We start from the raw sequence: 23,954 nt of genomic DNA on the forward strand, positions 1-23,954 counted from the left end.
TGGCGCGTGTCCCCGGGCCAATGTGACAGTGCAGGCCATCCATACGCTGGCGTACGAGGTGCGGGCGAGCGGTTGCGCTACACTTGGAGGCTTCAAGAGAACACAGCCATCGCGCGCGTGCGTGCGACCTACGGGAGCGTTATGAATTGGTTGAACGAGGTGCTGCAGAACGATCCGAATCCCACTGAAACCCAGGAGTGGATCGAATCGCTCAAGGCCGTCATCGATGTCGCAGGCCCCGAGCGCGCGCATCAATTGCTGGAGGACATGGTCGAACTGACCCGTCGTTCCGGTGCCTATCTGCCGTTCTCGCCGACCACCGAGTACGTCAACACCATCTCGCCCGCCAACGAGGCCAAGAGCCCCGGCGATGCGGCCATCGAGTGGAAGATCCGCTCGATCATCCGCTGGAACGCGATGGCCACCGTGGTGCGCGCCAACCGCAAGCCGGGCGATTTGGGCGGCCATATCGCCTCCTTCGCCTCCAGCGCCACCCTGTACGACGTGGGCTTCAACCACTTCTGGCGTGCGCCTTCGGAACAGCATCCCGGCGACTTGCTCTACATCCAGGGTCACAGCTCCCCGGGCATCTATTCCCGCGCCTTCCTCGAAGGCCGCATCAGCGAAGACCAGCTCAACAATTTCCGCATGGAAGTCGGTGGGCAGGGCATCTCCTCCTATCCGCACCCGTGGTTGATGCCGGACTTCTGGCAGACCCCCACCGTGTCGATGGGCCTGGGCCCGCTCAGCGCCATCTACCAGGCGCAGTTCATGAAGTACCTGGAACACCGCGGTCTGATCGAAAAATCCGACCGCAAGGTGTGGTGCTTCATCGGCGACGGCGAGAGCGACGAACCCGAGACCCTGGGCGCCATCGCTCTGGCCGGCCGCGAAGGCCTGGACAACCTGATCTTCGTGGTCAACTGCAACCTGCAGCGCCTGGATGGCCCGGTGCGCGGCAACGGCAAGATCATCCAAGAGTTGGAAGGCGTGTTCCGTGGTGGCGGCTGGAATGTCATCAAGCTGCTGTGGGGCGGCTATTGGGATGCCCTGCTCGCCAAGGACAGCAATGGCGTGCTGAAGAAGTTGATGATGGAAACCGTCGACGGTGAATATCAGAACTGCAAGGCCTTCGGCGGCGCCTATACCCGCGCCAATTTCTTCGGTAAGTACCCGGAGACCGCTGCCATGGTCGCTGGTCTGTCCGACGACGACATCTGGCGCTTGAACCGTGGCGGCCACGATCCGCACAAGGTCTACGCCGCCTACCACCAGGCGGTGAACACCAAGGGCATGCCCACCGTGATCCTGGCCAAGACGGTCAAGGGCTACGGCATGGGCTCGGCCGGCGAAGCGCTGAACCCGACCCACCAGACCAAGAAGCTGGACGACGATGCCGTGCGCGCGTTCCGCGACCGCTTCAACATCCCGCTCAGCGACAAACAACTGGCCGACGCCGAACAGGTGCCGTTCTACCATCCCGGCCCGGATTCGCCGGAAGTGCAGTATCTGCAGCAGCGCCGCGCCGCGCTCGGCGGCTACCTGCCGCAGCGTCGTCGCAAGGCCAGCCTGTCCATCCCCGCACCGGGCCTGGACAAGTTCGAGCGCCTGCTCAAGGACAGCGGCGAGCGCACCTACTCCACCACCATGGCGTTCGTGCAGAGCCTCAACATCGCCCTGCGCGATAAGGAACTGGGCCCGCGCATCGTGCCGATCGTGGCCGACGAAGCGCGCACCTTCGGCATGGAAGGCATGTTCCGGCAGATCGGCATCTACGCTCCGTTCGGCCAGAAGTACAAGCCGGTGGACGCGGATCAGTTGATGTTCTACCGCGAAGACCAGTCCGGTCAGGTGTTGCAACAAGGCATCAGCGAGCCGGGCGCGATCTCCTCGTGGATGGCCGCCGGCACCAGCTACTCGGTCAGCAACGTGCCGATGTTGCCGTTCTACATCTACTACTCCATGTTCGGTTTCCAGCGCGTGGGCGACATCGCCTGGCAGGCGGCGGACATGCGCACGCGCGGCTTCCTGCTCGGCGGCACCGCCGGTCGCACCACGCTCAATGGCGAAGGCTTGCAGCACGAAGACGGCTTCAGCCAGGTCATCGCCGGTTCGATTCCCAACGTGCGCAGCTACGACCCGACCTTCGGTTTCGAGGTCACTGTGGTCATGCAGCACGGCATCCAGCAGATGATGCAAGAGCAGGTGGACGAGTACTACTACATCACCCTGATGAACGAAAACTACGCCCACCCGGACATGCCGGCGGGCGCGGAGCAGGGCATCATCAAGGGCATGTACCTGCTCAAGGACGCCGGCAAGCTCAAGAAGGGCGAACTGCGCGTGCAACTGCTGGGCTCGGGCACCATCCTGCGCGAAGCCATCGCCGCGGCTGAGCTACTGGAAAAGGACTTCGGTGTCACCGCCGACATCTGGTCCTGCCCCAGCTTCAACGAACTGCGCCGCGACGGCTTCGACGTGGAGCGTTGGAACCGCCTGCATCCGGAGGCCGCGCAGCGCAAGCCTTACGTCACCGAGTTGCTGGAAGGCCGCCAAGGTCCGGCCATTGCCGCCACCGACTACGTGCGTGGCTTTGCCGACCAGATCCGCGCCTTCGTGCCGATGGGCTACACGGTGTTGGGCACCGATGGCTTTGGCCGCAGCGATACCCGCACCAACCTGCGCCGCTTCTTCGAGGTGGACCGCTACTACATCGCCCACGCCGCCATCGCCGCGTTGGCGAAGGAAGGCAAGATGACCGGCAAGGACGTGGCGAAGGCGATCAAGCACTACAAGATCGATCCGGAGAAAGCGAATCCGGTTGGGGTTTGACCGACCCGCGTTGTAATCATGTGTTGCCCCTCTCCTGCCTAGGCGGGAGAGGGTGCCTGAAATGGAAGAGAGCGCTCTTCCGCTAGCCGCTCCCGCATTCGCAAGGAGCGCGAAGAACATGCTCCTGAAAATCCGCGAGTGCTGCGATGCCTCAATGACGCAGGCTGGTAGCAACTCGGCCGGATTGGGAGCCATCCCCAGTTCAAGTACCTCGTTTACCCGGGCCGCGTGACAGTGGTCGGCATGCCAGGCAATGATGTGGTTCCGGTAGGTTGAACCGCATCCTTAAAGATGCCGGCCTGAAGGGCGAATCGCCAAGAGTATCCTTGCATCGGCGAAGATCTTTCTTTGCTGATGAGTCGAAATGTATTTAAAAATCAACACAAATGGAGAAAGTTTTTTGAAAATAATGGGGAAGTTTCTGATCGTGCTGCTGAGCGGCGCTTGCACGATGTCTGTCTTTGCAGAAGAGCAGGCGACACCACACGCAAATGACGCGGGTGCGCGCATTCGCTTGTTTGGCCAGAATGGTGTCGGCCTAGTGCTATACAAGGATGCCGTGTGCACCGCCAAGTATGGTGAAAAAATCCGTGTCTCTGGATCGCTGGGGAGTGCCTTTGGTTCCTTGTTCGGCGCTGTAAAGAATGAAGGAATCGGAATTCCAGAAACGTCCAATACGAAGAATATCGGCAATCGTAAGATGATCGGCTCCAAGCCGTACTACAAGGAATATGCCCTGGAAGCGGGTAAGCCTGTTGTGGTGGAGGCTGCTGCCGGTTCGCCTGCAGTTTGGAGCCAAACGCCAGGTTTTCATAGTTTTCATCCGGGGTGGGAGTGCGCTCCGTCGTTTGCCTCCAGCTTTGTACCGCAAGCGGGTTCTGATTATGAAGTCGCTTTGAACATCGACTTCCGCAATTCGGTCTGTGTGCTGGTCGTCAATCGCGTGGGCGCGGATGGGCAGACCACTCCGGTCGATGTCAAACCCGCTCCCAAGCACTGCGAATAGGGAATATCGGCGGCGAAGCGGCTCGGAGAGTAGGTGGGTACGTCGTGGCTAGAGCAAGACGTACCTATCGGCATTGAGGCTGATGCGGCAGATGGGTGCGAGCGCCTCGATCCTGTGGCGACTCAAGCACACGCGACGGCAGGCGTTGCGCAAATGCGAAAGGGGGCGTCAATTGCCCCCTGACAACGCGTTTGCTTGCAGCATGCTAGTCGGTGATGCCCATGTACTGGTTCTTCAGCCGCACGTAGTGCTGCGCGGAATAGTGCAGGCTCTCGATTTCCTTGTCGCTGAGCAGGCGCGCCGGCCGCGCGGGATTGCCCAGCCACAGTTCGCGTTCGCCCACGGTCTTGCCTGGGCCGACTACCGCGCCAGCGCCGACGAATCCATATTTCCTGACCGTGGCGCCGTCGAGGACGCATGCGCCCATGCCGATCAAGCACAGGTCCTCGATGGTGCAGGCGTGCAGAATAGTGCCGTGGCCGACGGTCACGTCCGCGCCGATGACAGTGGGATAGCCGGCCTTGTTGTACGGACTGTGGTGGCTGACGTGCACGATGGTGCCGTCCTGAAGATTGCTGCGTGCGCCGATGCGCACATGGTTGACGTCGCCGCGGATCACCGTGCCTGGCCACACCGAGACGTCGTCCTCCAGCACCACGTCGCCGATGAGGGTGCAGGCCGGGTCCAGATAGACGCGGTCGCCGAGTCGAGGGGTCTTATCGAGGAATGGGCGGATCGTGGGCATGGCGGTCTGCGACGAGCGCGGTCAATGGCCGTAGTGACGGACGATGATAGCTTGCGTGCCGATCCAGTCGCTGTCGCGCACTGCGTGCGGATGCAGGTGCCATCGTCGCGATTCGGGCCTTGGGCATGCGCGCGCTTTTTGCTTATCCGGCCGGGGGACGCGATACGTCTAAGGTAAATGCAACGCAGTACATTGCATCGGGTCAGGCAGGCGCGGTAGCGTCCGGCTGCTGCCTTTCCCCCATTTCCCTTTAGGAATTTCGTCATGCCGCATGCTGCCGCTGTACCCGGCTCTCTCGTGCAGAACCGCATGGGTGGCTTCCAATGGATGGCCATCGGGATTTGCGTGTTGTTGACCATGCTCGATGGCTTCGACGTGATGGTGATGGCATTCACCGCCTCGCATGTGTCCGACGATTGGCAGTTATCCGGCAAGCTCCTGGGAGGGTTGCTCAGTGCCGGTTTGATTGGCATGGCGGTGGGCTCGTTGTGCCTGGCGCCGTTGGCCGATCGTTGGGGGCGGCGGCGCTTCATCCTGGGGTGCCTGGCGATTCTCACCGTAGGCATGGGCGCCTCGGCGATGGCGCAGAATGTGCAGCAGCTTTGGATCTTGCGGGTGTTCACCGGCCTCGGCATCGGCGGCATGCTTCCTGGCGTGGGGGCGATCACCGCCGAATACGCCAGCGCCAAATGGCGCAGTACGGCGGTGGTGTTGCAGACCACCGGTTATCCGATCGGTGCCGCACTCGGCGGTGTGATCGCCGGCTTGATCCTCGAACATTGGCATTTGCACTGGCACGCGGTCTTTCTGTTCGGCGCGGGGTGTTCGCTGCTGTGCATGCCGCTGGTGCTGGCGTGCTTGCCAGAGTCGCTGGATTTCCTGATCAACCGGCGTCCGCCCAACGCGTTGGCACAGCTCAACGCGACGTTGCGGCGCATGCGGCAGGCGCCATTACAGGAATTGCCCGCGTTGCCGCCGCGCGATGCCGTTCCACGCCGGGGCTATGCCGTGTTGTTCGTCGGCGCGATGCGTCGCCGTTCGCTGTTGCTTGCACTGGCGTTCTTCTTGCACATGTTCGTGTTCTATTTCGTGCTGAGCTGGACACCCAAGTTATTGGTCGCCGCCGGTATGTCGGCGCAGCAGGGCATCACGGGCGGCACCTTGCTCAACCTGGGCGGTATTGTCGGCGGCGGCGTGTTCAGTTGGCTGGCAGTGCGCTGGCCCTTGCGTTGGTTGACGCTGGGGATGTTCCTGCTGGCAGCGCTGGCGATGCTGGTTTTCGCCGGTTACAGCACCCAACTGGCGTCGGCTTTCGCGATTGCCCTGGTCATCGGTGCGGCGGTGTTCGCGGCGATGTCCGGACTGTACGCGACCGCACCGGTGATATTCGATGCGTCGATCCGCGGCACCGGCCTGGGATGGGCGATTGGAATCGGCCGCCTCGGCGCGATCCTGTCGCCGCCGACCGTGGGCCTGTTGATCGATGCAGGGTGGCAGCCGTCGCGGCTGTACATGGTCTTTACGTTGCCTTTATTGCTCGCTGCGGCGTCCTTGCTGGCGTTGCGTGCGCGTTAAATCCTCTGGCCGTCGTCGGCCCGCGCGTCCGCGTCGATGGCGGCGGCTAACGCGAAATGTTCGATGATCGAAATGTGCCTTCGCCGCCATAAAATCAACGTTAAATACGGTCGGGTCGATGCGCGTTTTACCCAGTTTTCCGCGTCATTTGTGAAGGCCGTACAACACCTTTGTGTTGCCGATGGTGCAGTGCGACACGTGAGTGGAGTATCGTTGACGGTTTCATCACAGTCGCTTGCCCATGTCCGACGTCGTTCCGGGGCTCCGTCGCCTCTCCTGTTGTGCGCTGTTGTCTCTGGTTGTTGGCGTTGGTGGCTGCTCTGGCGATAAGCCGTCCGCTACGGCGCTGCCGCGAGTCGGGGTGATGACCTTGAGCGCCCATGCGCTTCCTGTCGAGCGCACCCTGCCTGGGCGCACGGTGGCTTACGAGACGGCGGATGTGCGGCCGCAGGTCGGCGGGCTGCTACGCCAGCGACTGTTCGTGGAGGGCCAGGAGGTCAAGGCCGGGCAGCCGCTGTACCAGATCGATCCGGCGCCCTATCAGGCGGCCTACGACATCGCCCGTGGCAATCTGGTTCAGGCCGAGGCGGCTCTGGCCAGTGCGCGGCCCAAGGCCGAGCGTTACCGCACCCTGGTCGGGATGGACGCGGCCAGCAAGCAGGACACCGACGATGCGATTTCCGCGCTGCGCCAGGATGAGGCGGCGGTGATCGCGGCCAAGGCGGGGCTGCAGGCGGCACGGATCAATCTGGATTACACCCGAATCACCGCGCCCATTTCTGGCCGCATCGGCACCTCGGCCTATACCGTCGGCGCGCTGCTCACCGCCGCGCAGGATGCCGCGCTGACCACGATTCAGCGGCTGGACCCGATCTATCTGGATGTCACCCAGTCCAGTACGCAGATCCTCGCGCTGCGGCGCCAGCTCGACGCTGGCCGCATCCGCGCCATCGATGGCAAGGCGCAGGTGCAGGTGCGCTTGGAGGATGGCACCACCTATCCGCATGCGGGCACACTGGAGTTCGTCGGGACCCAGGTCAATGCCGGTACCGGTAACGTCACCTTGCGCGCGGTGGTCCCCAACCCGGAACATCTGCTGTTGCCGGGCATGTATCTGCGGGCGGTGTTGCCGATGGCCACCAATCAGGACGCGATGTTGGTGCCGCAGCAGGCGGTCGCCCGGGACAGCAAGGGTGAGCCGCTGGTCAAGCTGCTCGATGCGCAAAATCGGGTGGTGGAGCGCCGCATCCACACCGGCGATACGTTGGGTCACGATTGGGTGGTGGAGTCCGGACTCAAACCGGGCGAGCGGCTCATCGTGGTCAACGGGAGCCGCGCCGAGATCGGCAAGACGGTGACGCCGTATCCGGTCAGCGCCGCCGAACTCGACGCCGCGCCAGCGGTGCCGGGCGCTGCCCAGGCCGACTGAGGACTTCCGCATGTCGCGTTTCTTCGTCAACCACCCGATGGTGGCCTGGGTCATGGCCATCGTGATCGTGCTGATGGGCATGTTGGCCATTCATGCGCTGCCGGTCGAGCGCTATCCGCATATGGCGCCGCCGACCATCACGGTGCGCGCCACCTACAACGGTGCCTCGGCGCAGACCGTGGAGAACACTGTCACCCAGTTGATCGAGCAGTCGCAGCAAAGCCTGGATCATCTGCTGTACATGACTTCCACCAGTGCTTCGGATGGCACCGCGCAGGTCAATCTGGTGTTCCAGACCGGCACCAACGCCGACACCGCGCAGGTGCAGGTGCAGAACCAGTTGCAGTCGGTGATGTCGATACTGCCGCAGGCGGTGCAGCAGAACGGCTTGATCATCACCAAGTCCAGTGGTTCGCTGTTCGAAGTGGTGGCGTTCACTTCCGACGACGGCAGCATGGACAGCTTCGATGTCGCCAATTACATGGAATCGCGCATCGACGACCAGATCAGCCGCGTCAGCGGCGTGGGCAATATCCAGCCGATTGGTTCGGAATACGCCATGCGCATCTGGCTGGACCCGGAAAAGCTGCGCAAGTACGCCTTGATGCCATCGGACGTGGAGAACGCGCTGCAATCGCAGAACACCGACGTGTCGGCCGGCGAACTCGGTGGCCAGCCGTCGCTGCGTGGGCAGCGCCTGGATGCGACCGTGACCACCCGCAGCCGCCTGCAGACGCCGGCGCAGTTCGGTGCGATCGTGCTCAAGAGCGATCCCGGTGGCGCCGCCGTGCACCTATCCGACGTGGCCAAGATCGGCCTGGGCCCGGTGACCTATGGCACGCTTTCCCGCTTCAATGGCAAGCCCTCGGCGTCGCTGGGGATCGAGCTCAACTCCGACGCCAACGCCGTCGAGGTGTCCGAGGCGATCGAACGGCGCCTGGATGAGCTCAAACAGTATTGGCCGCACGGCTACAACTACCATATCGCTTTCAGCAGCACTCCGTTCGTCACCACCTCGATCAAGGAAGTGGTCATCACCCTGATCGAGGCGGTGCTGTTGGTCGTGGCGGTGATGTACCTGTTCCTGCAGAACTGGCGCGCCACGCTGATCCCGACCATCGCGGTGCCGGTGGTGCTGATGGGGACCTTCGGTGTGCTCGCCGCGTTCGGTTACTCGATCAACACGTTGACCATGTTCGCGATGGTGCTGGCGATTGGCTTGCTGGTGGACGATGCGATCGTGGTCGTGGAGAACGTGGAGCGAGTCATGGGCCAGGAAGGGCTGCCACCGAAAGAAGCAACCTTGCGCTCGATGCAGCAGATCGGCGGCGCGTTGATAGGCATCGTGCTGGTACTGACGGCGGTGTTCGTGCCGATGGCCTTCTTCAACGGCGTCACTGGCGTGATCTACCGGCAGTTCTCGATCACCATCGCCGCCTCGATGATCCTGTCGGTATTGGTCGCGATGACCCTGACCCCGGCGCTATGCGTGACCATTCTCAAGCCGCTGCATCAGGGCGAGGCGCCGATCGGTTCGCATGGGCGTCTGGGCTGGTTCTTCGTCTGGTTCAACACGCGCTTTCGGCATCTGTCCGAGCGCTATCGCGCGCTGGTCGAGCGCGTGCTTGGACAGCGTGCGCTGGGCCTGCTCGCCTACGCGTTGCTGCTGGGCGTCACCGGTCTACTGCTGTGGCGTTTGCCCGGCGCCTTTTTGCCCGACGAAGACGAGGGCATGCTCAATGTGCTGGTCAAGCTGCCGGCGGGCTCCACCCTGGAGCAGACCCAACAGGTGGCAGACCGGTTGACCCAGGTCGCGATGAAGGATCCTGGCGTTCGCTCGGTTCTGTCTTCCGCTGGCTTCAGCGTCACCGGTTCCGGTCAGAACGTCGGCATGGCCTTCGTGCGGCTGAAGGATTGGGACGACCGCGACGACGATGCCGACACCATTGCCGAGCGTCTCAAAAAGGCCTTGGCCGACGTGCCCGATGCGGATCTGTTCGTGACCTCGCCGCCGGCGATCACCGGCCTCGGCGACGCGTCCGGTTTCACCTTCGAGTTGATGGACTACGAAGGCGCCGGCCATGCCGCTCTGCTTGCCGCGCGCGACAAGTTGCTGCATCTGGCCGCGCATGATCCCAAGCTAGTGAACGTGCGCTATGCCAGTCTGGAGGATGCGCCGGTGTACATGGTCAAGATCGACGACAACAAGGCGCAGGCGCTGGGCGTGGATCCGGGCGACATCAATGCCACGCTCAACAGCGTGCTCGGTGGCGACTTCGTCAACAACTTCATCTACAAGGGCCGCATCAAGAAGGTCTACGTCCAGGGCGACGCAGATGCACGCATGGCGCCGCACGACCTGGAGCGCTGGACGGTGCGCAACACCAACAGCGACATGGTGCCGATGTCCGCCTTCACCACCTCCCGCTGGAGCAGCGCGCCGGCGGCGTTGGAACGCTACAACGGCGTGTCGGCGATGGAACTCACCGGCCAGGCAGTGAAGGGCGTCAGCTCCGGCGCGGCGATGGACGAGATGGCGGAGTTGAGCAAGCAACTACCGCATGGCTTTGGCTATGCCTGGTCGGACATGGCCTATCAAGAGAAGTTGTCTGCCAACCAGGCACCGGCGCTGTACGCGATCTCGCTGCTGTTCGTGTTCCTGTGCTTGGCGGGGTTGTACGAGAGTTGGTCGATCCCGTTCGCGGTGATGCTTGCGGTGCCGGTGGGCGTGTTCGGCGCGGTGCTGCTGATGACCCTGCGTGGCTTGGAGAACGACGTGTACTTCCAGGTGGGCCTGCTCACGACGGTTGGCTTGGCGGCTAAAAACGGCATCCTCGTCGTCGAGTTCGCCCGCGAGTTGGAACAGCGCGGTGAAAGCCTGCTGGCCGCGACCCTGCATGCGGTACAAATGCGCTTGCGGCCGATCCTGATGACCTCGCTGGCCTTCCTGCTTGGTGTGTTGCCGTTGATGTTCAGTCACGGCGCTGGTTCTGCCGCGCGTCACTCGCTGGGCACTGGCGTCACTGGCGGTACGTTGGCCTCGATCACCCTGGGCCTGTTCTTCGTGCCGTTGTTCTACGTGATCGTGCGCCGCCTGTTCCCCGAGCGCAGGGTGGCGAGCGAGGAGGTGGGTTCATGAGCACTCCCTTGCGTGTGAGCGTGGCTGCTGCCACGTTGCTGGGGTTGGCCGGTTGCACTTTGGCACCGACCTACGTGCGTCCGGCGGCACCGGTGCCGGCGCATCTTGCCGCCGCCGATGCAAGCGCCGCGCACGCTGCGGGCCCGGTCGCCGATACGCTGGCGATGCCGGATTGGCAGGCGGTATTTCTGGATCCGCGCCTGCGCCAAACCATCGCGCTGGCGTTGCAAAACAACCGCGACCTGCGCGTGGCGATGCTCTCCATCGACAAGGCGCGCGCGCAGTACCGCATCCAGCGTGCCGCGCAGTTGCCATCGCTGGACGCCAGCGCCAGCCAGACGCGCCAGCGGGTCGACGCTGCCAGCAGCGACACGGGCGTCTCGCAGATCAACACCAGTGACACCTTGCAGGTCGGCTTCAGCAGTTGGCAGTTGGATTTGTTCGGACAATTGCGCAGCCTCAAGCAGGAGGCATTGCAGAACTGGCTGGCCAGCGCGCAAACCCAGCGCAGCGTGCGCCTGAGCCTGATTGCCCAGGTTGCCGAGGCATGGCTGACGGTCGCCGCCGACCAAGCGCAACTGGCGCTCGCGCAGCAGACCCTGGACAGCCAGACGCAGACGCTGCAATTGACCGAACGCCAGCACAGCGTCGGCACCGTGTCGGCGTTGGACCTGGCCCAGCAGCAGACCAGTGTCGAAGCCGCGCGGGTGAGCGTGGCCAGCGCCGCCACGCAGCTCGCGCAGGCACGCGATGCCTTGCAATTGCTGGTGGGTGCCCCGGTGGACGCGGCGCTGTTGCCGAGCGAGCATGCCATCGACCACAGCGTTGCATTGGCACCGGTGCCGGCGCATCTGTCTTCTGCGGTGCTACTGCAACGTCCAGACGTACTCGCTGCAGAGCACAGCTTGCAGGCGGCCAATGCCGACATCGGCGCGGCCCGCGCGGCGTTCTTCCCGTCGCTGAGCCTTACCGCCTCCACCGGCCGCAGCAGCGATGCGTTGTCCACGTTGTTCTCTGCCGGCACACGCACCTGGTCGTTCGTGCCCAGCATCACCACGCCGATCTTCCATGCCGGCGCGTTGAAGGCATCCCTCGACGCCTCCAAGATCGGCAAGGACATTGCGGTGGCGCAGTACGAGAAGGCGATCCAGTCGGCCTTTGCCGAAGTTGCCGATGCCCTGGCCGCGCAGGATCACATGCAGATGCAGCTCACCGCGCAGCAGGCGTTGGTCGCTGCCAGTCAGCGCAGCTACACGCTGGCCGACGCGCGCTACCGCGCTGGCCTGGATGGTCACCTGGCGGTACTGGATGCCCAGCGCTCGCTGTTCGCCGCGCAGCAGGCGTTGATCTCGCTGCGTTTGCAGGATGCCAGCAACCGAGTGACGCTGTACCAAGTGCTGGGTGGCGGTGCCGATGCCCAGGCCGGCACGCCCTGACCTGCTGCGCTCGGCCACGCTCGCGATTGCTGCTAACGCGGTCAGTGCCTGCTTGTGCAGGCCCCTGCCTGACCGCGTGCCATCCGTGCCGACGCCGGTGCTGTTGTCGCATCGCGTGGTGCGCCGCGCGCGAGTTCATCGGCACATTGTCCGCGCTCGGCGCTGCGCCGTAGTGGTACGTGTGACCCGATACTGTGGCAGGCTTGCGCCATAATCACAGTTCCTCACGCATGGTATTCGGCGACCGATGAAAATCCCGCAGGGCCTGCAACCGCTAATCGATGACGGTGTCATCGATGGCGTGCTGCGTCCGCTCAAAAGTGGCAAGGAGGCTGCGGTCTACGTGGTCCAGGCTGGCGACGACGTGTTGTGCGCCAAGGTATACAAGGACATGGCCCAGCGCAGTTTCCAGGCGCGGGTGCAGTACCAGGAAGGGCGCAAGGTGCGCGGTAGCCGCCAGGCGCGAGCGATGGGCAAGGCCACCAAGTTCGGTCGCCGCGAACAGGAGGCCGCGTGGAAAGACACCGAGGCCAACACGTTGTATCAACTGGTCGATGCGGGCGTGCATGTGCCGCAGCCGCGCGGCTATTTCCACGGTGTGCTGTTGATGGAACTGGTCACTGATGCCGATGGTCAGAGCGCGCCACGCTTGAGCGAAGTGGAACTGTCGCCGGAGCAGGCATGCGCCTTCCACGCCCGTTTGATCGGCGATGTGGCGAAGATGCTGTGCCTGGGCCTGATCCATGGCGATCTGTCCGAATACAACGTGTTGGTTGCCGCCGATGGCCCGGTGGTGATCGATTTTCCGCAGGTGGTCAGCGCTGCCGGCAACAACGCCGCGCGTGCCATGCTGTTGCGCGACGTGCACAACCTGCGCGACTGCCTGGGCCGCTTCGCCCCCGATCTCAACGCCACCCACTACGGCGAGGAAATGTGGGCGCTCTACGAAAAGGGCGCATTGCGCTCGGATACTCCGCTCACTGGCCGCTTTGCGTTCGACACCCGTCGTGCGGACGTGCGCGCGGTGCGTGCCTCGATCGAGGATGCACGGCAGGAAGCGCTCATCCGTCAGCAGGGTCGCGAAGCCGCCGCCAGCGACGACTGATCCGCTGTACGGCGGGCACCTTCGCGCAAGCGCATGTTGCGATGCAATGCGGTGTCGCCGTGCCGCCACTCTGGCCTGGGCCGGCGATGCCAGTGTGTATCGCCTTGTCTTGCTTGCGCTTTGTGTGCATCGCAGGGCGTCATCTGCGCTGAACGCATGGCCGTGCGGCGATCCATCTCCCGCATGGTCATTTCGTTTATTTGCAGAAATGGTTATGAGAAATAACAATCTGGACGCCACCGTCTGCATAGCTGCCCCGGGAGGGCCAACCATGTACTTCGATCCAGACGTCGTTCGTTTTTTCGCTCAGGTGCAGCAGTCCGGGCAACCGCCGATGGAGCAATTGCCGTTGCCCGCCGCGCGCGCGACGTTTTCTGCATTAGGGGCGCAGTTCGGTTTTCCGCCGTTGGAGATGGCCGAAGTGCGCACAGCGCAGGCGCCAGGACCGCGCGGACCGGTGCCGTTGCGCCTGTACCGGCCGATTGGCATGGAGTCGCTGCCGGCACCCACCTGCGTCTATGTGCATGGCGGTGGTGGAGTGCTCGGCGATCTCGACTCGCACGACGATGTCTGCCGGCACCTGGCCGCGCGCGCTGGCTGTCAGTTGCTGGCGGTGGATTACCGGCTCGCGCCAGAACATCCGGCGCCGGCCGGCATCGAGGACGTGATCGCGGTGGTGCAGTGGCTGGCCGCCAATCCCGCCGAGGTCGGCGCTGATCCACAGCGTCTGGCGATTGCCGGCGACAGCATCGGCGGCGCGATGGCGGCAAGTGCTGCGTTGGCCGCGCGCGATGCCGGCATCTCGCTGCGCTGTCAGGTGCTGATGTATCCACTGACCGACGCACGGCCGGACAATCCGTTCCCCTCGCGTGTGCACAACGCGGTCATTCCGCCGCTGACCGAAGCGGCGATGCGCTTTTTCGACAGTCAATTACTCCCAGACCCGGCAGTGACGACGGACTGGCGCATTTCACCGGCGCTGGCTGCGGACGTGGCCGGCGCCGCGCCCGCACTGGTGATACTGGCTGATCGCGATGCGCTGTACGATGAGGGGCTGCACTACGCGCAGCGGCTGCGCCAAGCCGGGGTGGAAGTGACCATGCGCGTCTACCCAGGGATGATCCATGGCTTCATCAACATGGGGGCGGTGTTACGCGCGGCGGGCGAGACCATGGACCTGGCCGCGTTGCAACTGCGCCAGCGCCTGCTGCCGGTCGCCGCACAGGGGTAGCGCGCGTACTTGCCAGTTCAGGCCACCCGGCTGCGCCGCGCGCGTTCCAGGTGCACCAGCAGCAGCGAAATCGCCGCCGGGGTCATGCCGGGGATGCGTTGCGCCTGACCGACGGTCTGCGGGCGCACGCGTTCGAGTTTCTGCTGCACTTCGGCCGATAGCCCGCGCACCTGCGCGTAGTCGAACGTGGTCGGGATCGCCGTGTCCTCGTGGCGTTGCTGACGCGCGATTTCTTCGCGTTGGCGCTCCAGATAGCCGGCGTATTTGATGCCGATCTCGACCTGTTCGGCCACCTGCGTGTCGGCCACACCCGGGCCTAGCGACGGCACCCGCATCAGCGCGGCGTAGTCCAGTTCCGGTCGTTTGATCAGGTCCAGGACGTTGGTCTCGCGGCTGACCGCCACGCCCAGCGTCTGTGCCACCTCGCGGCCCAGCGCGTTGCCCGGCGTGGCCCAGAGCGCGCGCAGGCGTTCGCTCTCGCGTGTGACCGCCTCCTGCTTGGTCTGGAACCGCGCCCAGCGCGCCGCATCGACCAGACCTAGCTCGCGGCCGATACTGGTCAGGCGCGCGTCGGCGTTGTCTTCGCGCAACTGCAGCCGGTATTCGGCGCGACTGGTGAACATGCGGTACGGCTCGCTGGTGCCGTGAGTGATTAGATCGTCGATCAGGACGCCGATGTAAGCCTGGTCGCGGCGCGGCGACCACGCTGCCAGCCCCTGCACTTGACGCGCCGCATTGAGCCCGGCGATCAGACCCTGCGCGGCGGCTTCCTCGTAGCCTGTGGTGCCGTTGATCTGCCCGGCGAAGAACAGCCCCGGCATGGCCTTGGTCTCCAGCGAGGCCTTCAGTCCGCGCGGGTCGAAGAAGTCGTATTCGATCGCGTAGCCGGGGCGGGTGATATGCGCTCGCTCGAAACCGCGGATCGAACGCACCAACTCCAGTTGCACGTCGAACGGCAGCGAGGTGGAGATGCCGTTGGGATAGATCTCGACCACATCCAGACCTTCCGGCTCGACGAAGATCTGGTGGCTGGCTTTCTCGGCGAAGCGCACCACTTTGTCCTCGATTGAGGGACAGTAGCGCGGACCGATGCCCTCGATCTGGCCGGTGTACAGCGGCGAGCGGTCCAGTGCGCCGCGGATGATGGCGTGGGTGCGTTCGGTGGTGTGGGTGATCCAGCACGACACCTGGCGCGGATGCTGGGCGACATCGCCGAGGAAGGACATCACCGGCAGGGGAGCGTCGCCGGGCTGCTCTTCCATTGCCGTGTAGTCCAGGCTGCGGCCATCGATGCGTGGCGGGGTACCGGTCTTGAGTCGGTCCACGCCGAAGCGGCCGTCGCGCAGCGCCTGCGCCAGCGCGGTGGCTGGCGGGTCGCCAGCACGGCCGCCCGCGTATTGGGTCTGGCCGATGTGGATCTTGCCGGCCAGGAAGGTGCCGGCGGTCAGCACCACCGCCACCGCCTCGAAGCGCAGCCCGGTCTGGGTCAGCACGCCGCGCACGCGCTCGCCGTCCATGACCAGATCGTCGACGGCGGCCTGGAATACGGTCAGGTTGGGTTGAGCCTCGACCAGGCGTCTGATCGCGCTGCGGTACAGGCTACGGTCGGCCTGGCAGCGGGTGGCGCGCACGGCCGGACCCTTGGAGGCATTGAGGGTGCGCCACTGGATGCCGGCCAGATCGGCGGCGTGCGCCATGGCCCCGCCCAGTGCGTCGATTTCCTTGACCAGATGGCCTTTGCCGATACCGCCGATGGCCGGGTTGCAGCTCATTGCTCCCACGGTTTCCATGTTGTGGGTCAGCAGCAGGGTGCGCGCGCCGGCACGGGCGGAGGCCAGCGCCGCCTCGGTGCCGGCATGGCCGCCGCCGATCACGATCACGTCATAGCGGTAGAAGGAGGAATCGCTCATGGGGGAATCGTCAGTCGGCGTGGGTACCGACGAAAGTGTGGTACACGTTCAAGGACATGTAAAACGTGAAAGATTATTTGTGATTCATATCACAATTTGTGAGTTCGAGGCTCAAGTTGGCACGTAATCTGCAGATATCTCTACTGCACCCAACGTGGCAATGCGTCAGGGGCGCATGACTGGAATTGGAACAGGGGCCAGTCACGCGTGCGTCGGGGGAGCCGGGGCCGGTAGTCGGGGGACTACCGGCCCTTTTTTTGTGTCCGTGGCCTGGGTCGATCAATCTTTAAAAGCAAAAAGCCCCGGCTCAGCGGGGCTTTTCGTTTTAGGCGCCGACATCCGACAGGGCTGGAACAGGGGGGATCCAAATTCCCTGCCGGACATCGACATAAAACGGATGGGTAACGCTTCAGGTCGTAAAGCGACGCAAGCGGTCACACCGTGGGAAATAGAGTGCGTCTTGCAGGGGCACCGATGCAAGACCCTTATAAGCTTTAGAACGTGTGGTGTGTCACATTGCTGTGCCCCAGGTTACTGGGGTGCGGTGCAATCATCCTCGGCATGATCGATGGCCGTTGCCGTAGAGACTGTGACCGCGGTGCGCCGCCGACGGTTTGTTGACGCATTGGTGACGGAATACCGATGCCTCCGCTCGGTGGCATGAGCACCGGACGCTCGCGTGGCGGGCGATCACCGCCGTGGTAGCCGTCGCGATGGGAGTAGTACGGAACCCCGTAACTGTAATACCCGTAGTATCCGAAGGACCCGTAGTAGCCGGGACCATAGATGTAGGGAGGCATCCCGTATGGGGAGTAGTACTCGGAGTAGCCGGCGGGGTAGCGATACTCGACCGAGGGGGCGCCACGGTAGTATCCGCCCTCGCTACCGCCGGCATAATCGTAAGTGGCGCAGCCACCCAACACGGCGAGCAATCCAGCGGCGCAGATCAGGCGCAGTGTCATGGTATTTGCTCTCCAATAAGCTGACTGACAGATTCGGCCTGCTGCATTGAATGCGTCCTTAATTTGTGTGTTGGTGGGTTAAATACTTAAGTCGAGTGCAACAGCGGTCGCTTGGCAGTGGCGGCGGACGCTGTGCGTTCGGGACGATACGTTAACCTTTTGCGCATGGTCTCATGTTGCTTGCCCGAATTCGGCGACGTCATGGCGCTGGCGCGTCTTGCCGCCCATGCCCAGCTCACCCCGATGGTGCTGCATTCGGGAGTGCTGGAGGCTGCCGTCGGCCCGTGTGGTGGGCGCAGGGCCGCCGACAACATGCGCAACAGTCTGGCCCGCCACGCCCTCGCCCTGCCGCACGACTGTGCCGAAGTCCGCGTGCGCGAGGATGCGATGAGGGCGCGATGAGGGGCGGTGCGCTCATCAAACCCAAGGCAGAGGCGTCCTTGCCGACGGCCCGGATGGCGGTGCTGAGTGGCTTGGCGGTGGGCTGCGGTGCGGGCATCCTGTGCGCCTGCCATGCCGATTCGGAGACGTGTTCGTGAAGGACGGTTCGAAGTCGCGGCGATGGCGCGGCGGCCTGTTCTGGATCACTCGCCTGGGTGTTCTGCTGGGGCTGTGGCTATTGGGCGTGGCGATCTACATCGTCTGGGTCGGTGATCGCGACCAGGCCGCGCCGGCCGATGCCATCATCGTACTCGGTGCCGCCGCCTATGACGCCAAGCCCTCGCCTGTTTTCGAAGAGCGCATCCGTCACGCCCTGGAGTTGTACCGGCTTGGTTATGCGCCAACGTTGATCTTCACTGGTGGCTTCGGCAACGGTGCTCGTTTCGCCGAGGCGCAGGTGGCCCGCCGCTATGCGTTGCGCCAGGGTATTCCGGCCGACGCGGTCCTGATCGAGACGGTTTCGCGGACGACCCGACAGAACCTGATCCAAGCCCGTCAGATCATGCGTGTGCATGGTCTGCATCGGGTCATTGTGGTCAGCGATCCCCTGCACATGGCGCGTGCGCTGCGGCTGTGTCGGGAATTGCAGATCGAGGCCCTGGCTTCTTCGACGCCGAGCAGTCGCTTCCGCAGTTTCCAGACGCGGTGGCGTTTTCTGCTTCAGGAGGTCTATTTCTTCCATCGCGATCTGTTGGAGCAGGCCAACTGACGCCGCGTGCCAGCGTGCCGTCCTGAGCGTAATGCGCAGCGATGATCTCGCCCACAGGCGGCAGGGTCGTCCGGATCGGCAATCGCAACACCCCGCAGGATTGGATGATGCACGCTTGGGAGCTTGCCGAAGTCAGACGCCGGTCGCGTGCTATTGGACGGCGTCGCGGCGGCGGATCGGGATTGCTGATAGCGGTACTGCGGCGATCTCGCCGTGGCCCTCGCGGATCGGCGTGCCTGGCGGTGGTGCCCAGGCGTGTGCGTAGATCACTTCCCAACTGCTGGGTAGCTTGCCTTCGGCGGTGCGTAGCGCGGCGTAGGCGGCGCTGGCGGCGGCGAAACGACCGCGTCCGGTCAGCGTGTGGCGGCGCGTGTGCAGCGCGTTGGTGGCGCCGATTGCGCGCAGTTCAAGCATCAGTGCGGTGAGATCGGGATAGGTCAGGGTGAACAGGTCGCGGTCCAGCACCGGATCGCGGAATCCCGCCAGCATCAGTGCATCGCCAAACTGCGCGATCGGCGCGAAGCGGCTCACGTGCGGTGTTTCGCGATCTGCCTGGGCGAAGGCCTCGCGCAGTTCGACCAGCGTGTCCGGGCCGAAGCTGGAGCACAACAACAGGCCGCCTGGGCGCAGGACGCGACGGAAGCCGGCGAACACCGCCGGTAGATCCTCGACCCACTGCAGGCACAGATTGCTGAAAATCACATCGACGCTATGCTCGGCCAGCGGCAGTGCGCGCGCATCGGCGCAGACGCGACCGAACGGTTTCCACCAGCTCGCCTGCCGCTTGGCTTGCTGCAACATCGGGAGCGCCTGATCCAGGGCAATCACCTGTGCACGTGGCCAGCGCTTTTTCATCGTCGCCGTGGCATGTGCCGGTCCGCTGCCCACGTCCAGCACCACCTGCGGCACGCGGTCGCCGAGATAGTCCAGCGATTCCAACAGGCGTTTTTCGACCTCGTGCTGTAGGGCAGCGGCGGCGTCGTAGCTGCTGGCGGCACGCGAAAATGCCCGGCGGATATGCTGAGGATCGAATGTGGAGGACGTCATCTGCGTATTATCGCCGGTCATCTATTGCTGCGGCCAGACGCATGCTGCCGTGGTCGCGAGGCGGTGCGCGGTCCTGCGCAGCGGCGATGCAGGGGCGCGCCATGCCTGTTACATCGCCGGTTGCGCAGATGCTTTCGCGAGTCCTGCTCCTGACACGATACGGCGTTACGCCAGCGTGGAAAGAAATCCGTCTAGCGCCTCGGCGACGTCGTCGGCATGACCGAGGAACGGCGCGTGACCACCGCCTTTGATGCACAACGATTGCGCGTTCGGTGCGAGCGCGGCGGCGGCGGCCATGCCTGCGGGTGGAACCAGGCGGTCACGTTGGCCACCGATCCAGAGACTGGGCACGCGCAGGCTGGGTAGGGCACGGCGCAGGTCGCTGCGTTCCAGTAGCGTCAGTCCATCCTGCAGTACCTGCGCATCGGGTTCGCCACGTGCGCAGAGGGTGGCGCGCAGTGTGCGCAATTCGGCCTGCGCGTGCGCCGAGCCGAGCGTGTCCAGTGCCAGGAACCGGTCCAGCGTGCCGCGGTAGTCCTGGGTCAGGTCGTGGCCGAACTGGGCGAATACCTCCGGCGCCACCGCGTGCGGCCAGTCGCTACCGCGAACGAAACGTGGCGTTGCCGCCAGCATCGCCACGCCACGTACCTGCGGTTGGGTCGCGGCGGCATGCAGTGCGAACAGGCCGCCCAGCGACCAGCCCAGCCACACCGCTGGCGGCGTGGCTGCGGCGATCGCGCTGACCACATGCGGCAGTGCCAGTGGCGTGTCGTCGCCACGGCTGTGGCCATGTCCGGGCAGATCCACCACGTGCATGCGGTACTGCGCCGACAGGCGTTCGAGCAGCGGTGCGAAGATGCCGCCGTTCAGTGCCCAACCATGCAGTAGGACCAGATCGGGGCCGTGTCCCAGGGTTTCGATGTGCATCGTCGCTCGTCGTTGCGAAGGTAAAGGGGAGGTCGTGGCAATCCCATGCAGCGCGCCACGTACAGCGTCAGCAGGAGCGAGGCTGCGTGGTGTTCGGGATGTCGTGCCAGCCGATGCAGCCGCTGACCAGCCCGATGCAGGTCAGCGCGCGACATCGGCGATCGGCAATGGCGAGGCCGCGAATACGCCGGCCATGGCAGCCGAATTCGAACAGCCTCGTCCACGGGCACATGCGGCGCGCGTCCCTTTGCTCAGGCGGGCACGCTGAGCGGATGCGCCGCCAGACGGTCTCGGGCCAATGCCAAGGCATCCAGCAGCGCCTGCACTTGCGTTTGTGTGTGCAAGGCCGACAGCGTCACTCGCAGCCGCGACTTGCCTTCCGGCACGGTTGGCGGGCGAATCGCAGAGACTAGAAATCCGGCGTCTTCCAGCGCTGCCGACAGCGCCAGCGCGCTGGCCTCCTCGCCGCACAACAGTGGCTGGATCGGCGTCTCCGAGGCCATCAATTCCAGGCCATGGCGGCGCGCACCGCCGCGGAATGCTGCGATCAATTCGACCAGGCGCTCGCGCCGCCATTGGTCACGCCGCGCCAACTTGACCGCCGCCAGCGTGGCGGCGGCCTGCGCTGGGGGTAGCGCGGTGGTGTAGAGATACGGGCGTGCGGTTTCGGCCAGGTGCTGGATCAGCACGGGGTCGCCGACCACCACCGCGCCATAACCGCCGAGCGCCTTGCCCAGCGTCACCAACTGCAATGGCACATCGTCCGCACCGAGTCCGGCTTCGGCGACGCAGCCGCGGCCATGCCGACCGACAACGCCGACGCCGTGGGCATCGTCCACATACAACAACGCCTGTTGTGTACGCGCGACCAGCGCCAACGAGCGCAGCGGGGCGACGTCGCCATCCATGCTGAATACCCCGTCGGTGGCCAGCATGGCTGCGCCCTCGGCGGCGTGTTTGAGCTGGCGCATCGCACCCTCGGCATCCAGGTGCGGATACCGACGCAGGCGGCAGCCGGCCAGACGGGTAGCGTCGAGCAGGCTGGCGTGATTGAGCCGGTCCTGCACGCACACGTCGTCCTCTTCGCTCAACAGCGCCTGTTGTACTGCGAGATTGGCGATGAAGCCGCTGCCGAACAGCAGTGCACGCGGGTAGCCGAGCCAGTCGGCGATCTCGCGTTCCAGCGTGTCGTGTAGCGCGTGGTGGCCGCAGATCAGGTGCGAGGCGGTTGACCCAACCCCCTCGCGTGCGACGGCGTCCTGCAGCGCCGCGATTACTTCAAATTGCTGCGCCAAGCCAAGGTAATCGTTGCTGCAGAAGCCGGTCAGCCAGCGGTTGTCCAGTTCCAGGCGGACGCCGTCGCGTCGACCGACGCTGCGGCGCACGCGTAGGCGGCCATGTGCCTCGCGCAAGCTGCGCAAGGATTGGAGACGGTCGTGCAGATTGGGACGGGCCATGGCGATGGGGCCTGACTGGCTGGCTAGCGTAGCGTGTCGTGGTGACGGCCGATATGACCCGGCCGATGGATGTGCCGCGACCACACCACGCCGACAGATATCAGACTAGCGCGACGTTGCGGAATGGGTCGGTTGGCGCGGTGATGTCTGCATGCACGGTGCCGGGATGATCGTGCGCCTCGGCATCCACCATCACCTGCATCGGCCGCAGCCCCAGCCGCGCGAACAGCGCCTGATCGCGTTCGGTGTCCGGATTGCCGGTGGTCAACAGCTTCTCGCCATAGAAGATCGAGTTGGCGCCGGCGCAGAAGCACAGTGCCTGCAATTCGTCGCTCATGCTCTCGCGTCCGGCCGACAACCGCACCATCGCCTGCGGCATGGCGATACGGGCGACGGCGATGGTGCGCACGAATTCGAACGGATCCAGTTCGACGGTACCATGCAGTGGCGTGCCGGCGACCTGCACCAGGCGGTTGATCGGCACCGAGTCCGGATGCACCGGCAGATTGGCGAGGGCTTGCAGTAGCCCGGCGCGTTGGTCGCGTGACTCGCCCATGCCGACGATGCCGCCGCAGCAGGTTTTCAGGCCGGCGTCGCGCACGTGGGCCAGGGTGTCCAGGCGATCCTGGTACTGGCGGGTGTGGATGATGGTGTCGTAGAAGTCCGGCGCGGTGTCCAGATTGTGGTTGTAGTAGTCCAGGCCGGCAGCCTTCAGCGCTTGCGCCTGCGCGCCGTCGAGCATGCCCAGGGTGGCACAGGTTTCCAGGCCCAGTGCTTTCACTTCACGGATCATCTCCGCCACCTTGGGGATGTCGCGTTCCTTGGGCGAGCGCCAGGCCGCGCCCATGCAGAACCGCGACGCGCCAGCGGCCTTGGCCTGACGCGCCTTGGTCAGCACCGCTTCGGTGCTCATCAATTTCTGTGCTTCCACACCGGTGTCGTAACGCTGCGCCTGCGGGCAGTAAGCGCAGTCTTCGGGGCAGCCGCCGGTCTTCACCGAGAGCAGCGTGGACACTTGCACCTGCGCCGGGTCGAAGTGCTCGCGGTGGACCTGGGCGGCGCGATGCAGCAGTTCCGGGAATGGCAGATCGAACAGCGCGAGCAATTCCTGGCGTTGCCAGTCGTGTCGGACGACAGCGTGCATGGGGGTTTCCTGACGGTATGCGGCTTGGAAAACAGGCAGTCTGGTGAGCATGGAAAGCCCTGTCAACTTCACTATCGCAAATCGGGTTGACGGCGGCTGGCGATGGTTACAGCGTCGCTTGTTGCCGGAGCGTTGCCTGGTCTGCACCGAGCCAGGCACGCCTGGGCTGGATCTATGTCCGGCCTGCTGCGATGCCTTACCGTGGAACGCTCATGCCTGTCGGTGCTGTGCGCTGCCACTGCCGGGACTGGATGCGGACCAGCGTTGCGGTGCGTGCCAACGTCGCCCGCCGCCGTTGCATCTGGTGGTCAGCGCCTGCGTGTATGCCGCGCCGGTCGATGGCCTGCTGCGCCGCTTCAAATTCCATCAGGATCTGGTTGCCGGGCGCCTGCTGGCGGCGCTGTTGCAGGCGCGCTGCGCGGGGTTGCCGCGTCCGCAGGCATTGCTGCCGATACCGCTGCATACCGCGCGGCTGCGTGAGCGTGGTTACGACCAAGCGCTGGAATTGGCGCAGCCGCTGGCGCGCGCGCTGGATGTGCCGGTGTGCCACGGTTTGCAACGCGTGCGTGCGACAGCCGCGCAGTCTGAATTGGATGCACGGGCACGTCGGCGCAATCTGCGTCGTGCGTTCGCAGTGGCCGATCCGGCGGCGTTGCCGGCGCATGTGGCATTGATCGACGATGTGATGACCACAGGCGCGACGTTGCATGCAGCCGCGCATGCGTTGCGCCGCGCGGGCGTGACCAGGGTCGATGCCTGGGTGGTGGCGCGGGTGCCGTGAGCGCCACGCTGCGCCAGAGCGCCTCTGCGGAGCAGGTCATGGATAGATGCGGCGTGCGGCGTATTTCTCGCGCAGCGT

18 protein-coding genes are annotated in these 23,954 nt (G+C 64.6%); 11 read left to right on the top strand and 7 right to left on the bottom strand.

The window, feature by feature from the left end:
- Positions 1–141: 141 nt before the first annotated feature.
- Positions 142–2,832 carry a pyruvate dehydrogenase (acetyl-transferring), homodimeric type gene (gene aceE / locus XALGPE39_RS01635; protein WP_045726718.1) on the top strand — a complete coding sequence of 897 codons (2,691 nt, stop codon included), beginning with the start codon at positions 142–144 and terminating at the stop codon, positions 2,830–2,832.
- Between the two features lie 364 nt (positions 2,833–3,196).
- On the top strand, positions 3,197–3,838 hold the full coding sequence (locus tag XALGPE39_RS01640) for a hypothetical protein (protein WP_235429728.1): 642 nt from the start codon (positions 3,197–3,199) through the stop codon (positions 3,836–3,838).
- A gap of 205 nt (positions 3,839–4,043) precedes the next feature.
- Here the strand turns inward: XALGPE39_RS01640 and XALGPE39_RS01645 are convergent, their stop codons facing one another.
- Positions 4,044–4,583, bottom strand: coding sequence for a gamma carbonic anhydrase family protein (locus tag XALGPE39_RS01645; protein WP_045726719.1), 540 nt, complete (start codon positions 4,581–4,583; stop codon positions 4,044–4,046).
- A gap of 264 nt (positions 4,584–4,847) precedes the next feature.
- On the opposite strand from XALGPE39_RS01645, the gene XALGPE39_RS01650 reads away from it, so the two are divergent.
- From XALGPE39_RS01650 to XALGPE39_RS01675, 6 genes are all read left to right on the top strand, one after another.
- Complete coding sequence (locus XALGPE39_RS01650; protein WP_045726720.1) at positions 4,848–6,158, top strand: MFS transporter; 1,311 nt, start codon at positions 4,848–4,850, stop codon at positions 6,156–6,158.
- Between the two features lie 364 nt (positions 6,159–6,522).
- Positions 6,523–7,587 (top strand): efflux RND transporter periplasmic adaptor subunit, encoded by a 1,065-nt coding sequence (locus XALGPE39_RS01655; RefSeq protein WP_304413336.1) that lies wholly within the window; start codon positions 6,523–6,525, stop codon positions 7,585–7,587.
- Between the two features lie 10 nt (positions 7,588–7,597).
- A complete protein-coding gene (locus XALGPE39_RS01660; protein WP_045726722.1) occupies positions 7,598–10,726 on the top strand; it encodes an efflux RND transporter permease subunit in 3,129 nt (1,042 codons plus the stop codon).
- Positions 10,723–12,162 (top strand): efflux transporter outer membrane subunit, encoded by a 1,440-nt coding sequence (locus XALGPE39_RS01665; protein ID WP_045726723.1) that lies wholly within the window; start codon positions 10,723–10,725, stop codon positions 12,160–12,162. Before XALGPE39_RS01660 ends, XALGPE39_RS01665 begins: the two co-directional genes overlap by 4 nt.
- A 247-nt stretch (positions 12,163–12,409) precedes the next feature.
- A complete protein-coding gene (locus XALGPE39_RS01670; protein ID WP_045726724.1) occupies positions 12,410–13,267 on the top strand; it encodes a PA4780 family RIO1-like protein kinase in 858 nt (285 codons plus the stop codon).
- A gap of 271 nt (positions 13,268–13,538) precedes the next feature.
- A complete protein-coding gene (locus tag XALGPE39_RS01675) occupies positions 13,539–14,498 on the top strand; it encodes an alpha/beta hydrolase (RefSeq protein WP_045726725.1) in 960 nt (319 codons plus the stop codon).
- Between the two features lie 17 nt (positions 14,499–14,515).
- Here XALGPE39_RS01675 and mnmG read toward each other — a convergent pair whose 3' ends face one another.
- Positions 14,516–16,408 carry a tRNA uridine-5-carboxymethylaminomethyl(34) synthesis enzyme MnmG gene (gene mnmG, locus XALGPE39_RS01680; RefSeq protein WP_045726726.1) on the bottom strand — a complete coding sequence of 631 codons (1,893 nt, stop codon included), beginning with the start codon at positions 16,406–16,408 and terminating at the stop codon, positions 14,516–14,518.
- 494 nt (positions 16,409–16,902) lie between these two features.
- Positions 16,903–17,370: a hypothetical protein gene (locus XALGPE39_RS01685; protein ID WP_045726727.1), complete on the bottom strand. Its 468-nt coding sequence runs from the start codon at positions 17,368–17,370 to the stop codon at positions 16,903–16,905.
- Between the two features lie 180 nt (positions 17,371–17,550).
- Here XALGPE39_RS01685 and XALGPE39_RS01690 point away from each other — a divergent pair, with 180 nt between their 5' ends.
- Entirely contained in the window at positions 17,551–17,772 is a 222-nt protein-coding gene (locus tag XALGPE39_RS01690) for a hypothetical protein (RefSeq protein ID WP_235429729.1), read from the top strand.
- 133 nt (positions 17,773–17,905) lie between these two features.
- Positions 17,906–18,520: a YdcF family protein gene (locus tag XALGPE39_RS01695; RefSeq protein WP_045728879.1), complete on the top strand. Its 615-nt coding sequence runs from the start codon at positions 17,906–17,908 to the stop codon at positions 18,518–18,520.
- A 150-nt stretch (positions 18,521–18,670) separates the two neighbouring features.
- Here the strand turns inward: XALGPE39_RS01695 and bioC are convergent, their stop codons facing one another.
- The 4 genes from bioC to bioB all read right to left on the bottom strand — a co-directional run bounded on the left by bioC (position 18,671) and on the right by bioB (position 23,095).
- Positions 18,671–19,567: a malonyl-ACP O-methyltransferase BioC gene (gene bioC / locus XALGPE39_RS01700; RefSeq protein ID WP_045728880.1), complete on the bottom strand. Its 897-nt coding sequence runs from the start codon at positions 19,565–19,567 to the stop codon at positions 18,671–18,673.
- A 165-nt stretch (positions 19,568–19,732) separates the two neighbouring features.
- Entirely contained in the window at positions 19,733–20,494 is a 762-nt protein-coding gene (gene bioH / locus XALGPE39_RS01705; protein ID WP_045726729.1) for a pimeloyl-ACP methyl ester esterase BioH, read from the bottom strand.
- Positions 20,495–20,745: 251 nt separating this feature from the next.
- Complete coding sequence (gene bioF, locus XALGPE39_RS01710; protein ID WP_045726730.1) at positions 20,746–21,951, bottom strand: 8-amino-7-oxononanoate synthase; 1,206 nt, start codon at positions 21,949–21,951, stop codon at positions 20,746–20,748.
- 100 nt (positions 21,952–22,051) lie between these two features.
- Positions 22,052–23,095 carry a biotin synthase BioB gene (gene bioB / locus XALGPE39_RS01715; protein ID WP_045726731.1) on the bottom strand — a complete coding sequence of 348 codons (1,044 nt, stop codon included), beginning with the start codon at positions 23,093–23,095 and terminating at the stop codon, positions 22,052–22,054.
- 49 nt (positions 23,096–23,144) lie between these two features.
- Here bioB and XALGPE39_RS01720 point away from each other — a divergent pair, with 49 nt between their 5' ends.
- Positions 23,145–23,876 (top strand): ComF family protein, encoded by a 732-nt coding sequence (locus XALGPE39_RS01720; RefSeq protein WP_152624797.1) that lies wholly within the window; start codon positions 23,145–23,147, stop codon positions 23,874–23,876.
- The last annotated feature ends 78 nt before the right edge of the window (positions 23,877–23,954 follow it).

The sequence above is a fragment of the Xanthomonas sp. GPE 39 genome (assembly GCF_000963005.1).
GTDB lineage: Bacteria > Pseudomonadota > Gammaproteobacteria > Xanthomonadales > Xanthomonadaceae > Xanthomonas_A.

What these genes read in the sequence shown, in the direction of transcription:
- bioH (WP_045726729.1), bottom strand. Translation starts at nt 20,494, where the DNA reads ATGCACATCGAAACCCTGGGACACGGCCCCGATCTGGTCCTACTGCAT.
- XALGPE39_RS01665 (WP_045726723.1), top strand. Translation starts at nt 10,723, where the DNA reads ATGAGCACTCCCTTGCGTGTGAGCGTGGCTGCTGCCACGTTGCTGGGG.
- bioB (WP_045726731.1), bottom strand. Translation starts at nt 23,095, where the DNA reads ATGCACGCTGTCGTCCGACACGACTGGCAACGCCAGGAATTGCTCGCG.
- bioF (WP_045726730.1), bottom strand. Translation starts at nt 21,951, where the DNA reads ATGGCCCGTCCCAATCTGCACGACCGTCTCCAATCCTTGCGCAGCTTG.
- XALGPE39_RS01640 (WP_235429728.1), top strand. Translation starts at nt 3,197, where the DNA reads ATGTATTTAAAAATCAACACAAATGGAGAAAGTTTTTTGAAAATAATG.
- XALGPE39_RS01655 (WP_304413336.1), top strand. Translation starts at nt 6,523, where the DNA reads ATGACCTTGAGCGCCCATGCGCTTCCTGTCGAGCGCACCCTGCCTGGG.
- XALGPE39_RS01670 (WP_045726724.1), top strand. Translation starts at nt 12,410, where the DNA reads ATGAAAATCCCGCAGGGCCTGCAACCGCTAATCGATGACGGTGTCATC.
- bioC (WP_045728880.1), bottom strand. Translation starts at nt 19,567, where the DNA reads ATGACGTCCTCCACATTCGATCCTCAGCATATCCGCCGGGCATTTTCG.
- XALGPE39_RS01645 (WP_045726719.1), bottom strand. Translation starts at nt 4,583, where the DNA reads ATGCCCACGATCCGCCCATTCCTCGATAAGACCCCTCGACTCGGCGAC.
- XALGPE39_RS01720 (WP_152624797.1), top strand. Translation starts at nt 23,145, where the DNA reads ATGGAAAGCCCTGTCAACTTCACTATCGCAAATCGGGTTGACGGCGGC.
- XALGPE39_RS01650 (WP_045726720.1), top strand. Translation starts at nt 4,848, where the DNA reads ATGCCGCATGCTGCCGCTGTACCCGGCTCTCTCGTGCAGAACCGCATG.
- aceE (WP_045726718.1), top strand. Translation starts at nt 142, where the DNA reads ATGAATTGGTTGAACGAGGTGCTGCAGAACGATCCGAATCCCACTGAA.
- XALGPE39_RS01660 (WP_045726722.1), top strand. Translation starts at nt 7,598, where the DNA reads ATGTCGCGTTTCTTCGTCAACCACCCGATGGTGGCCTGGGTCATGGCC.
- XALGPE39_RS01685 (WP_045726727.1), bottom strand. Translation starts at nt 17,370, where the DNA reads ATGACACTGCGCCTGATCTGCGCCGCTGGATTGCTCGCCGTGTTGGGT.
- mnmG (WP_045726726.1), bottom strand. Translation starts at nt 16,408, where the DNA reads ATGAGCGATTCCTCCTTCTACCGCTATGACGTGATCGTGATCGGCGGC.
- XALGPE39_RS01675 (WP_045726725.1), top strand. Translation starts at nt 13,539, where the DNA reads ATGTACTTCGATCCAGACGTCGTTCGTTTTTTCGCTCAGGTGCAGCAG.